At 60.2% G+C, this 12,654-nt stretch carries 12 protein-coding genes; 10 read left to right on the forward strand and 2 right to left on the reverse strand.

Annotation, left to right across the window (positions count from 1 at the left end):
* Positions 1–69 precede the first annotated feature (69 nt).
* The 4 genes from PMI29_RS11555 to PMI29_RS11545 all read left to right on the forward strand — a co-directional run bounded on the left by PMI29_RS11555 (position 70) and on the right by PMI29_RS11545 (position 4,797).
* Positions 70–705 carry an RluA family pseudouridine synthase gene (locus tag PMI29_RS11555; protein ID WP_007988158.1) on the forward strand — a complete coding sequence of 212 codons (636 nt, stop codon included), beginning with the start codon at positions 70–72 and terminating at the stop codon, positions 703–705.
* Between the two features lie 209 nt (positions 706–914).
* Positions 915–2,204, forward strand: coding sequence for a M18 family aminopeptidase (locus PMI29_RS11550; RefSeq protein WP_007999675.1), 1,290 nt, complete (start codon positions 915–917; stop codon positions 2,202–2,204).
* A gap of 181 nt (positions 2,205–2,385) precedes the next feature.
* Positions 2,386–2,562, forward strand: coding sequence for a hypothetical protein (locus PMI29_RS32305; protein ID WP_007999677.1), 177 nt, complete (start codon positions 2,386–2,388; stop codon positions 2,560–2,562).
* A gap of 78 nt (positions 2,563–2,640) precedes the next feature.
* Entirely contained in the window at positions 2,641–4,797 is a 2,157-nt protein-coding gene (locus PMI29_RS11545) for a mechanosensitive ion channel family protein (RefSeq protein WP_007999679.1), read from the forward strand.
* A 117-nt stretch (positions 4,798–4,914) separates the two neighbouring features.
* On the opposite strand, the gene PMI29_RS11540 is transcribed toward PMI29_RS11545, so the two are convergent.
* Entirely contained in the window at positions 4,915–5,628 is a 714-nt protein-coding gene (locus PMI29_RS11540; RefSeq protein ID WP_007988162.1) for a UTRA domain-containing protein, read from the reverse strand.
* A 373-nt stretch (positions 5,629–6,001) separates the two neighbouring features.
* On the opposite strand from PMI29_RS11540, the gene PMI29_RS11535 reads away from it, so the two are divergent.
* From PMI29_RS11535 to PMI29_RS11510, 6 genes are all read left to right on the forward strand, one after another.
* Positions 6,002–7,066 (forward strand): ABC transporter substrate-binding protein, encoded by a 1,065-nt coding sequence (locus PMI29_RS11535; RefSeq protein WP_007999681.1) that lies wholly within the window; start codon positions 6,002–6,004, stop codon positions 7,064–7,066.
* Positions 7,067–7,244: 178 nt separating this feature from the next.
* On the forward strand, positions 7,245–8,051 hold the full coding sequence (locus tag PMI29_RS11530) for an alkaline phosphatase family protein (protein WP_007999683.1): 807 nt from the start codon (positions 7,245–7,247) through the stop codon (positions 8,049–8,051).
* A 5-nt stretch (positions 8,052–8,056) separates the two neighbouring features.
* Positions 8,057–8,893 carry an ABC transporter permease gene (locus PMI29_RS11525; protein WP_162130681.1) on the forward strand — a complete coding sequence of 279 codons (837 nt, stop codon included), beginning with the start codon at positions 8,057–8,059 and terminating at the stop codon, positions 8,891–8,893.
* Entirely contained in the window at positions 8,880–9,680 is an 801-nt protein-coding gene (locus tag PMI29_RS11520) for an ABC transporter permease (RefSeq protein WP_007999687.1), read from the forward strand. Before PMI29_RS11525 ends, PMI29_RS11520 begins: the two co-directional genes overlap by 14 nt.
* The gene (locus tag PMI29_RS11515; RefSeq protein WP_007999689.1) at positions 9,677–10,666 is read left to right on the forward strand and encodes an ABC transporter ATP-binding protein; all 990 of its coding nucleotides are present in this window, start codon (positions 9,677–9,679) and stop codon (positions 10,664–10,666) included. Before PMI29_RS11520 ends, PMI29_RS11515 begins: the two co-directional genes overlap by 4 nt.
* Before the next feature lie 34 nt (positions 10,667–10,700).
* Positions 10,701–11,354, forward strand: coding sequence for an HAD family hydrolase (locus PMI29_RS11510; RefSeq protein WP_007999692.1), 654 nt, complete (start codon positions 10,701–10,703; stop codon positions 11,352–11,354).
* A 114-nt stretch (positions 11,355–11,468) separates the two neighbouring features.
* Here PMI29_RS11510 and PMI29_RS11505 read toward each other — a convergent pair whose 3' ends face one another.
* A complete protein-coding gene (locus PMI29_RS11505) occupies positions 11,469–12,431 on the reverse strand; it encodes a zinc-binding dehydrogenase (RefSeq protein ID WP_007999695.1) in 963 nt (320 codons plus the stop codon).
* Positions 12,432–12,654 lie beyond the last annotated feature (223 nt).

Consider the following 12,654-nt stretch of genomic DNA (forward strand, 5'->3'; position numbering starts at 1 on the left):
CGGCTCAGGTCCCTTCTGCAACCGGAAGGGACCTGAGCCGCCGTTGGCATTTGTTACGAGGCTGTTTTAATGCCGTTGTCCAACGTTCACATCATCCATCAGGACGCCGCCGTATTGGTGGTGAACAAGCCGACCCTGTTGCTCTCTGTCCCTGGCCGGGCCGATGACAACAAGGACTGCCTGATTACCCGCCTGCAGGAAAACGGCTACCCGGAAGCGCGAATCGTCCATCGGCTGGACTGGGAAACTTCCGGCATCATCCTGCTGGCCCGCGACCCGGACACCCATCGCGAGCTGTCCCGGCAATTTCACGACCGCGAAACCGAAAAGGCCTACACCGCCCTGTGCTGGGGTCAGCCGGAACTCGACAGCGGCAGCATCGACCTGCCCTTGCGCTACGACCCGCCGACCAAACCACGGCATGTGGTCGACCATGAGTTCGGCAAACATGCGCTGACCTTCTGGCGCGTGCTCGAACGTTGCGGCGACTGGTGCCGCGTCGAACTGACACCGATCACCGGCCGCTCCCACCAGTTGCGCGTGCACATGCTCTCGATCGGTCATCCGCTGCTGGGCGACGGGCTCTATGCCCATGAACAAGCACTGGCAGCCTGGCCGCGCCTGTGCCTACATGCGAGCATGCTCACCTTCACCCATCCGCAAAGTGGCGAGCGCCTGCGCTTCGAGTGCCCGGCACCGTTCTGAAACAGATGTAATCCCTGTGGGAGCGGGCTTGCCCGCGATGGCGTCGTGCCAGGCGACATCAATGCTGACTGGCAAACCGCCTTCGCGGGCAAGCCCGCTCCCACAGGGTTCTCTGCCAGATTCAATCCTGGCATCACCCCACCAGCAGTCCCCCGCCACTTCTGCAACCAATACGTTAAACTGGCGCCACTGCTGTCTGGAGCTACTTTATGCGCGAAGAGTTGAACCAAGGCCTGATCGATTTCCTCAAGGCCTCCCCTACCCCGTTCCATGCCACCGCCAGCCTTGTTCAACGCCTGGAAGCGGCGGGCTATCAACGCCTCGACGAGCGCGAGCCGTGGTATACCGAAGCCAACGGTCGCTACTACGTCACACGCAACGACTCTTCGATTGTCGCGATCAAAATGGGCCGTCATTCGCCGCTGCATGGCGGTATTCGCCTGGTCGGCGCCCACACCGACAGCCCGTGCCTGCGCGTCAAGCCGCAACCGGAGCTGCAACGCCAGGGCTTCTGGCAGTTGGGCGTCGAAGTCTATGGCGGCGCGCTGCTGGCGCCGTGGTTCGACCGTGATCTATCCCTGGCCGGCCGCGTAACCTTCCGGCGTGATGGCAAGGTCGAGAGCCAGTTGATCGACTTCAAGGCTCCGGTCGCGATCATTCCGAACCTGGCGATTCACCTCAACCGTGAAGCCAACATGGGCTGGGCAATCAACGCCCAGACCGAACTGCCGCCGATCCTCGCGCAATTTGCCGGTGACGAGCGTGTGGACTTCCGCGCGGTGCTCACCGATCAACTCGCCCGCGAACACGGCCTGAACGCCGACGTAGTGCTCGATTACGAGCTGAGCTTCTACGACACCCAAAGCGCTGCGGTCATCGGTCTGCACGGTGATTTCATCGCCGGCGCGCGCCTGGACAACCTGCTGTCGTGCTACGCCGGCCTGCAAGCGCTGTTGACGACCGACACCGATGAAACCTGCGTGCTGGTCTGCAACGACCACGAAGAAGTCGGTTCCTGCTCGGCCTGCGGTGCCGATGGCCCGATGCTTGAACAAACCTTGCGTCGCCTGCTGCCTGAAGGGGATGAATTCGTACGCACCATTCAGAAATCCCTGCTGGTTTCGGCTGACAACGCCCACGGCGTGCATCCGAATTACGCCGACAAACACGATGCCAACCACGGCCCGAAACTCAACGCCGGCCCGGTGATCAAGGTCAACAGCAACCAGCGCTACGCCACCAACAGCGAAACCGCCGGATTCTTCCGCCATCTGTGCATGGCTGAAGAAGTGCCGGTGCAGAGTTTCGTGGTGCGCAGCGACATGGGCTGCGGCTCGACCATCGGCCCGATCACTGCCAGCCATCTGGGTGTACGCACCGTGGACATCGGCCTGCCAACGTTCGCCATGCACTCGATCCGCGAATTGTGTGGCAGCCATGACCTGGCGCATCTGGTCAAGGTGCTGAGCGCGTTCTACGCCTGCCGCGAATTGCCGTAAACCCCGCAATACTCTGTAGGAGCGAGCTTGCTCGCGATGGACGTGAACGATGACGGGGGTTGCCTGGATAATCGCGGCACCCTGACGTTCATCGCGAGCAAGCTCGCTCCTACACACTCATCACACCGGCCGCGTCAAAAGCCGCCTAGACTTCAAGTATCCATTCGACAAGGCTGTCTCCATGATTTCGATGTCTACCTTTCACGCCATGCTGGTCCCGATTCTTGCAGGGATGATCCTGCTGGCCGTCGGCTTCAACTTTCGCGACAAAAATGCCGGAGTGTTCACCATGTGGATCGGCATGCTGAGCATCCTCGCGACCGTGGTGATCAAGATCCTCGCCAAACTCAACGAATAATTCATCACCCTTGGCTCGCATTGATTTTGACGGGCTCGTACACTCGGTCGATCCGCTCCTTGCGAGGTTGACCGCCTAGTGTTCGTTCGTCTTTTTGCCCTGCCGTGCTTTTTCCTTGTCTGCCTGATGACGCTGCTGCCGGTGGCGCCTGCCCAGGCGGTCGGCCTGCCAAGCCTGCTCAGCGGCCAGGCCAAGGCGCAGCCCGAAGCACAGGAACCGCTGGGGCAATCCCTGGACGAAGTGATCAAGTCACTGGAGAACGATCAGCAACGCAGCAAACTGCTGGCCGATCTGAAAAAGCTCCGTGACGCCACCCAAAAGGCCCAGCCGATTACCGAAGAAGGCGTGCTGGGCTTGATTGGCGGAACCCTGGCCACTATCGAGAAGAAATTTTCCGGCGACGACAGTCCGCTCACTCGCTGGTCCAGCGAGTTCGATCAGGCCAAGGAAGAACTGGTGGCGCTGGCGCTGCCGGCCAATGAATGGCTACCCATGCTCTTTGCCTTTGCCATGATCCTGATGGTCTGGAGCCTGCTTGCCGCCGCACTGATCTGGATAAGCCACCGCGTGCGGATGCGTTTCGGCCTGACCGAAGAACTGCCGCAGCACCCCCGAGCACTGGACATGTTGCGCTTCGCCTTGCGCAAGCTCGGGCCATGGTTGATCGCCCTGGTGATCACGGTTTACATGAGCTACGCCCTGCCCTCGTCCCTGGGTAAAAGCCTGGCCATGGTGCTGGCCTATGCACTGGTGGTCGGCACCTGCTTCTCGGCCATCTGCGTGATTGCCTTTTCCCTGCTCGACGGTCCACACCGCCACCGCGCCTTGTACATTCTGCGGCACCAGGCGTTTCGGCCGCTGTGGCTGATCGGCAGCTTCGCCGCGTTTGGCGAAGCGCTGAGCGATCCAAAACTGGTCGACAGCCTCGGCAGCCATCTGGCCCACACTGCTGCCACGGTTGCCAACGTCCTCGCAGCCTTGTCCACCGCCCGGTTCATCTTGCGTTTCCGCCGCCCGATCGCCCACCTGATCCGCAACCAGCCGCTGTCCCGACGCCTGACCCGCCGCGCCCTCAACGACACCCTGTCGATTCTCGGCACTTTCTGGTACGTACCGGCGCTGGTGCTGGTGGCCATTTCCCTGTTCGCGACGTTCATTTCCGCCGGTGACACCAGCACTGCCCTGCGCCAGTCGCTGATCTGCACCGTGTTGCTGGTGTTGTGCATGGTCATCAACGGCCTGGTACGCCGCCATGCCCTCAAGCCCCAGCGCGGCATCCGGCGTTACGCCGTGTATTCGGAAAGGCTGAAAAATTTCTTCTACACCATCCTCCACCTGTTGGTGTGGCTGGCCTTTATCGAGCTCGGCCTGCGGGTCTGGGGCATGTCGTTGATCCGCTTCACTGAAGGCGATGGCCATGAAGTCAGCGTCAAACTGTTCAGCCTCGCCGGTACGCTGCTGTTCGCCTGGCTGATCTGGATTCTCAGCGACACCGCCGTGCACCACGCCCTCACCCGCTCGCGCAAAGGCCTGGCCAATGCCCGCGCGCAAACGATGATGCCGCTGATTCGCAACGTGCTGTTCGTGGCGATTTTCATCGTTGCGTTGATTGTCGCGCTGGCGAACATGGGCATGAACGTCACACCGCTGTTGGCCGGTGCCGGTGTGATCGGTCTGGCCATTGGTTTTGGCGCACAATCACTGGTGGCCGACCTGATTACCGGGTTGTTCATCATCATCGAAGACTCACTGGCCATCGACGACTACGTGGATGTCGGCGGCCACCTCGGCACAGTCGAAGGCCTGACCATCCGCACCGTGCGCCTGCGAGATATCGATGGCATCGTCCACACCATTCCGTTCAGCGAAATCAAAAGCATCAAGAATTACTCCCGGGAATTCGGCTACGCGATCTTCCGCGTAGCAGTGCCCGCCAGCATGGACATCGACAACGCAATCAAACTGATGCGCGAAGTCGCCCAGAAAATGCGCACCGATCCGCTACAGCGGCGCAATATCTGGTCGCCGCTGGAGTTTCAGGGGGTGGAAAGTTTCGAGTCGGGCAACGCAATCCTTCGCGCCCGCTTCAAGACCGCGCCAATCAAGCAGTGGGAGGTTTCACGGGCGTTCAATCTTTCGCTGAAACGACATATGGATGAAGCCGGACTGGATCTGGCGACACCGCGGATGAGCATTCAGGTGGTTACCGCGGGTGGTGGCCCGCAGAATGAATAGCCCGTGTAGGAGCGAGCTTGCTCGCGATGAACTCAAGAACACCGCGTTTAGCCAGTAAACACGCGTAATCGTTAACGACCATCGCGAGCAAGCTCGCTCCTACAGGAAGGTCGGACGCTAGACAACATCCACACCGACATGAATCGCATCATGCCGCCAGAACTCCAGGTCGCAGTCGATCAACCGCTCATGCTGGTCATAGTTGACCCGGGCAATCTGTAAGCCCGGGCTACCCACCGATACCTTCAATGCCGCCGCCGCATCCACCGACAACGCCGTGGGCACAATCTCGAAGCGCACCCGGCCGTAGTGCAAGTCGTAATGCCGCGCATACAACTCGGTGATCGACTGATTCAAATCGAAATCGAGGATCCCCGGAAAATACTGCGGGTTCAGGTAGTGCTCCACATACAGGACCAGCCGCCCGTCGATGCGCCGCGAGCGGCAGATCTGGATCACGCTCGACAGCGCCGGCAATTGCAGCCAGGCACAGACCGCCGCCGATGCCGGTTGCAATCGCGCCGAAATCACCTCGGTGGACGGAACCCGCCCCTGGGCGCTGACCATCGCATGAAAGTGGCTGCGCTGCATCAGGTTGTACGCCAGGCGTGGCGGCGAGACGAACCAGCCGCGACGCTCCTCTCGATAAATCTGCCCCTGTGACTCCAACTGCAACAACGCTTCACGCAAAGTGATCCGCGTCGTGCCGAACAATTCACTGAGCTTGCGCTCGGCCGGCAATTTGCTGCCAGGCGCCAACAGACCGTGGTCGATCTGTTCCTGAAGCACTTGGCCAATGGCTGTCACCGCTTTTGTTGCCTCGTCACGCATCAATGTTACCTATCTGGACTAGACCAGCACCAATTCGGGGCAGAACCGCAGCGCAAACCGGCTCATTCAATAGTCTGCAAGCGTAGGCAGCGTAGATGACCGAGATGTGACAAAGCTGCCCAACGGTCGCCATTCCCTGGCTTCCTCATCTTTCAACAACCTGCAATTCATCGGCCAAGTCCCTTGCCTGCCGGGGCCTTGACCATGGTCTACGCTTAGCAGGCCACCCGCGATAGCGCTCAACAAAAAGTCATCCCGGGCGACGAGCGACATCAAAGTGTCATCCAGCCCCCTTAAATTGGCTCAGGTATTGCTGACCTAGACCAACACAAACCGCAATCGCAGCGTTGAACACGACCCAAGGAGCTTCGGAATGAAAAAGCTTTTCCTGGCATCACTGTTAGGCTCGACCATCGCAATGTGCACTGCCGCCATGGCGGCTGATGATCTGAAAACCCTGGAAGCCGCTGCCAAAGCGGAAGGCGCCGTCAACAGCGTCGGCATGCCCGATGACTGGGCCAACTGGGCCGGCACCTGGAAAGACCTGAGCGACAAGTACGGCCTCAAGCACATCGACACCGACATGAGCTCGGCCCAGGAGATCGCCAAGTTCGCGGCGGAAAAAGACAACGCCAGCGCCGATATCGGCGACGTCGGTGCAGCGTTCGGCCCGATCGCGGTCAAGCAAGGCGTAGTCCAGCCTTACAAGCCTTCCACCTGGGAACAGGTTCCAGCCTGGGCCAAGGACAAGGACGGCAACTGGGCACTGGCCTACACCGGCACCATCGCTTTCATCGTCAACAAGAAGTTGCTGCACGGTTCCGAAGCACCAACCAAATGGGCTGACCTCAAGACCGGCAAATACAAGGTCTCCATCGGTGACGTGAGCACCGCAGCCCAGGCCGCCAACGGCGTACTCGCCGCGGCACTGGCCAACGGTGGCGACGAGAAAAACCTCCAGCCTGCCCTGCTGATGTTCGCCGACATCGCCAAGCAAGGTCGCCTGTCGATGTCCAACCCGACGATTGCCACCATGGAAAAAGGCGAAATCGAAGTCGGCGTGGTCTGGGACTTCAACGGCCTGAGCTACAAGGCCAAGATGGCCAACCCGGATGACTACGTGGTGCTGATCCCGTCGGACGGCTCGGTGATTTCCGGCTACACCACCATCATCAACAAGTACGCGAAGAACCCGAACGCCGCCAAGCTGGCCCGCGAATACATCTTCAGCGACGCCGGCCAGATCAACCTGGCCAAGGGCAACGCCCGTCCGATTCGTGCCGAGCACCTGACCCTGCCAGCCGAGGTGCAGGCCAAGCTGCTGCCTAACGAGCAGTACAAGAAAGTGACGCCGATCAAAGACGCGGATGCGTGGGAAAAGACCTCCAAGGGTCTTCCTCAGAAGTGGCAGGAAGAAGTCATTATCAATATGCAGTAACCGTGTAGCCCATCATTTTTGATGGGCCAATGAGAATCCCTGTGGGAGCGAGCTTGCTCGCGATAGCGATCTGATATTCAACATTGATGTTGAGTGGTAGTCCCTCATCGCGAGCAAGCTCGCTCCCACAGTGGATCGAGTGAGCTTCGAATATCTGTTACACGGAGTTTTTGCCCCTATGAAGCACAACGTCATCCTTGTCGTGCTCGACGGCCTCAACTACGAGGTCGCCCGCCACGCCATGGGGCACCTGCAGGCGTACGTCGGCGCCGGTCGCGCCGCACTCTATAAACTGGAGTGCGAGTTGCCGGCCCTGTCCCGACCGCTTTACGAATGCATCCTGACCGGCGTTCCGCCCATCGACAGCGGTATCGTCCACAACAACGTTTCACGCCTGTCCAACCAGCGCAGCATTTATCACTACGCCACCGCTGCCGGCCTGACGACCGCAGCGGCGGCCTACCACTGGGTCAGCGAACTGTATAACCGTTCGCCCTTCGTGGCGGCCCGGGATCGTCACACCGACAACCCCAATCTGCCGATCCAGCACGGCCATTTCTACTGGAACGATCACTACCCGGACTCGCACCTGTTCGCCGACGCCGAAAACCTACGCCTGCGCCATGCGCCGAACTTCCTGTTGATCCACCCGATGAACATCGACGACGCCGGGCACAAGCACGGCCTCGACACACCGCAGTACCGCAACAGCGCGCGCTCGGCCGACATCATCCTGGCCGACTACCTGCAAGGCTGGCTCGATGCCGGCTATCAGGTACTGGTCACCGCCGACCACGGCATGAACAACGACCGTTCCCACAACGGCCTGCTGCCGGAAGAACGTGAGGTGCCGTTGTTCGTTCTCGGTGACGCATTCAGCTTCGACGCCGGCGCCGCGCCGAAACAGACCGAGATCTGCGGTACCGTTTGCGAACTGCTGGGCGTGCCTCACGACAAACCGGTCTGCCGGGAGTTGCTCAAGTGAATGCCATGACCCGCAGTAAATGGCTCGCTGCCCTGTGCCTCGTCCCGTTCGCGCTGTTCTTCATCGTGTTCGAAATCGCCCCGCTGACCTGGGTGATGATCAACAGCCTGCAATCGGAAGAGTTCGGCTGGGGCCTGGCCAACTTCAGCAAAATATTCAGTTCGAAGTTTTACCTGCAGGCGATCCAGTACAGCCTTGAGATCAGCTTCTGGTCCAGCGTGTTCGGGATCATCATCGCCATACTTGGCGCCTACTCCCTGCGCCAGGTCGATTCGAAACTGCGCAACTTCGTCAATGCCTTCGCCAACATGACCAGCAACTTCGCCGGTGTGCCCCTGGCCTTCGCATTCATCATTTTGCTCGGCTTCAACGGCAGCTTCACCATCATGCTCAAGCAGGCCGGCATCATTCAGGATTTCAACCTGTACTCGAAAACCGGGCTGATCATTCTCTACACCTACTTCCAGATTCCCCTCGGCGTACTGCTGCTGTACCCGGCCTTCGACGCCCTGCGTGAAGACTGGCGCGAATCTGCCGAGCTGCTCGGCGCCAATGGCTGGCAGTTCTGGCGTCACATCGGTCTGCCGGTGCTGACCCCGGCATTGCTCGGCACCTTCGTGATCCTGCTGGCCAACGCCCTCGGTGCCTACGCCACGGTATATGCCCTGACCACCGGCAACTTCAACGTGCTGCCGATCCGCATCGCGGCGATGGTGTCCGGTGACATTTCCCTGGACCCGAACCTGGCCAGCGCCCTGGCCGTGGTGCTGGTGGCCTTGATGACCCTGGTGACCATCGTGCACCAGCTGCTGTTGAAGAGGAGCTACCATGTCTCGCGCTGAACTGGGACCCGCCGGTGTCTATCACCGCGTCGCGGTGTATTTACTGTTTGCCATCCTGCTGTTGCCGCTGGCCGGCACCCTGGTCTACTCGATCGCCAGCAGTTGGTCGGCGACCATTCTGCCCAGCGGCTTCACCCTCAAATGGTACATCCAGCTGTGGAGCGATCCACGCTTCCTGCAAGCGTTCGGGCAATCGCTGCTGGTCTGCGTCGGTTCGCTGATTCTTTCGGTGGTGCTGATTCTGCCGCTGCTGTTCGTGGTGCATTACCACTTCCCGAAACTCGACGCGCTGATGAACATCCTGATCCTGCTGCCCTTCGCCGTGCCGCCGGTGGTGTCTTCGGTGGGGCTGCTGCAGCTCTATGGTTCCGGCCCCTTCGCCATGGTCGGGACGCCGTGGATCCTGATCGGTTGCTACTTCACCGTGGCGCTGCCGTTCATGTACCGGGCGATCACCAACAACCTGCAAGCGATCAACCTGCGCGACCTGATGGACGCCGCTCAGTTGCTCGGCGCCAGCACCTTCCAAGCAGCGTTCCTGGTAGTGCTGCCGAACCTGCGCAAGGGCCTGATGGTGGCACTGCTGCTGTCGTTCTCGTTCCTGTTCGGTGAGTTCGTGTTCGCCAACATCCTCGTCGGCACCCGCTACGAAACCTTGCAGGTCTACCTCAACAACATGCGCAACAGCAGCGGTCATTTCACCAGTGCGCTGGTGATCTCCTACTTCTTCTTTGTGCTGATCCTGACCTGGGCTGCCAATATCTTGAACAAGGACAAAAGCCAATGAGCTTCGTCAGCGTCCAACATCTGAAAAAAGACTACGCAGGCACCACGGTGTTCAGTGACATCAACTGCGAGATCCAGAAAGGTGAGTTCGTCACCCTGCTCGGCCCGTCCGGTTGTGGCAAATCCACCCTGCTGCGCTGCATCGCCGGCCTGACCTCGGTCGATGGCGGCAAGATCCTGCTCGATGGTCAGGACATCGTGCCCCTGAGCCCGCAAAAACGTGGTATCGGCATGGTGTTCCAGAGCTATGCCCTGTTCCCCAACATGAGCGTGGAGCAGAACGTCGCCTTCGGCTTGCGCATGCAGAAGGTCAACGCCGACGACAGCCAGAAGCGTGTTGCCGAAGTGTTGAAGCTGGTGGAGCTGACCGACTTCGCCGCGCGTTATCCGCATCAACTGTCCGGAGGCCAATGCCAGCGTGTCGCCCTCGCCCGCTCACTGGTGACCCGGCCACGCCTGTTGTTGCTGGACGAACCGCTGTCGGCCCTGGACGCGCGAATTCGCAAGCATCTGCGCGAACAGATCCGTCAGATCCAGCGCGAACTGGGTCTGACCACGATTTTTGTCACACACGATCAGGAAGAAGCCCTGACCATGTCTGACCGGATTTTCCTGATGAATCAGGGAAAGATCGTACAAAGCGGCGACGCCGAAACCCTCTACACTGCGCCGGTGGACGTGTTCGCTGCCGGCTTCATCGGCAACTACAACCTGCTGGATGCCGACAGCGCTTCGAAGCTGTTGCAGAGACCGATCAGCAAGCGCATCGCCATTCGCCCGGAAGCCATCGAACTGAGTCTTGACGGCGACCTGGACGCGCAGATACGCAGCCACAGCCTGCTGGGCAACGTGATTCGCTACCGGGTCGAAGCCCGGGGCGTGGAATTGGTGGTGGATGTGCTGAACCGCTCGGCGGCCGATCTGCATCCCGATGGTCAGCGCCTGGCGCTTTCCATCGATCCGACGGCCCTGTGTGAGGTAGCCTGATGCCTTTGCTTATGCTGAAGAGAGAACTGCACTGATGGCCCTGGCAATTTTTGATCTGGACGAAACCCTGATCCACGGCGACTGCGCTACCCTTTGGAGCGAGCAGATGGGCCGCCTGGGCTGGGTCGATCCCGAGTCGTTCATGCGGCAGAACAACGAACTGATGGACGCCTACAGCCACGGCAAACTGCGCATGGAGGACTACATGACCTTCAGCCTGGAGCCGTTGATTGGTCGTACGCCCGCAGAGGTCGAGCATCTGGTTGGCCCGTGGGTGGAAGACTTCATCGAACCAACCATTTTCAGCGACGCCACCAAAACCATCGCAGCCCATCGCAAGGCCGGCGACCGGATCCTGGTGATCTCGGCCTCGGGTACGCACCTGGTCGGCCCCATCGCCGAGCGCCTGGGCATCGACGAGATTCTGGGCATCGAACTGGAAGTGGCCCACGGCGTTTACACCGGCCATACCGTGGGCACCCTGACCTACCGCGAAGGCAAGATCGTGCGCTTGCTGGAGTGGCTGGATGCAGAGGAGGAAAACCTCGAAGGCGCGAGTTTCTATTCCGACTCTCGCAACGACCTGCCGCTGTTGCTGAAGGTGGATTTCCCGCACGTGGTCAACCCGGATCCGGTCTTGCTGGAGCACGCCGAAAAGGCCGGGTGGCCGATTCACGACTGGAAATAACCCGCCCCCCCCTGTGGGAGCGAGCTTGCTCGCGATGGCGGCGAGTCAGTTACATTAATATCAACTGACACTCCGCTAATCGCGAGCAAGCTCGCTCCCACAGGTTTCTCGTTGTCAGTTCAGACTCTCGTCAATCACCAACACCACTTTCCCCGCCACGGTATTGCTCGCCAGCTCGGCAAACGCCGCTTCGGCATCCGTGATCGCAAAGGTCCTGGCCAATTGCGGGTTCAAGCGCCCCTCGGCGAACAACGGCCACACGTGCAGGCGTAGATCGCTGAACAGATCGGCCTTGAACTGATCGTCACGGCTGCGCAGGGTCGAACCCAGCAACTGCACACGCTTGGCCAGCACCTGGGCCAGATCCAGCTTGGCTTCGCGGCCGCCCATCAGACCGATCAACACCCAACGGCCATCTTGCGCCAACAACTTGAGGTTCAATGCCGCGTAATTGCCGCCCACCGGGTCGAGAATCACGTCGAACGGCCCCAGATCCCGCAGGCTCTCCAGATCCTCGTTACGCACCACGCCGCCCTGGGCGCCCAGCGCTTCGCAGTACGCCAGTCGCTCGGCGGAGCCGACGCTGACCCAACACGGGTTGCCGAAGGCCTTGCACAGCTGAATGGCCGCTGAACCAATTCCACTTGCTCCAGCATGCAGAAGAACTTTCTGACCTGGGGTGAGCGCAGCCAGTTGAAACAAATTCAGCCAGACCGTTGCATAAACTTCGGGCAATGCAGCCGCTGCGACCAGTGACACTCCGTCGGGAACCGGCAGCACGTGCCGCCCGTCGACAACCACCTCTTCGGCCATCCCGCCCCCGGCCAGCAAGGCGCAAACCCGGTCGCCAACCTGCCAGGATGAACCCGGCCCCACCTCGCTGATTACTCCCGAGCACTCTAGACCGAGCACTTGACTGGCCCCCGGCGGCGGCGGGTAAAGACCCGCTTTCTGCAATAAATCGGCACGATTGAGGCCCGCTGCAGCCACTCGAATACGAACTTGTCCTACATCGCACGCAGGACTCGCCTCATCAACCCATACCGCTTGACCGTCAACGCCTTGCAATGCTTTCACAGTGCCTCCATAGTGAGTCTGGACTGAGCCCGAAGTTATAGCGTCGGGCTTTTTGCATTATGCGACCGGCTCTCAAAGAACCGGCGACTTCAAAGACGGCCTAATATGCGTTATCAATTGTCCCCGCGTCGAATCAGCATGAAGCATCTGTTCCCCAGCACTGCTCTCGCCTTGTTCATCGGTATCGGCTTGCTGCCGATGTCGAGCAATACATTCGCAGCCA

It is taken from the genome of Pseudomonas sp. GM49, from assembly GCF_000282355.1.
In the GTDB taxonomy this organism is placed as follows: domain Bacteria; phylum Pseudomonadota; class Gammaproteobacteria; order Pseudomonadales; family Pseudomonadaceae; genus Aquipseudomonas.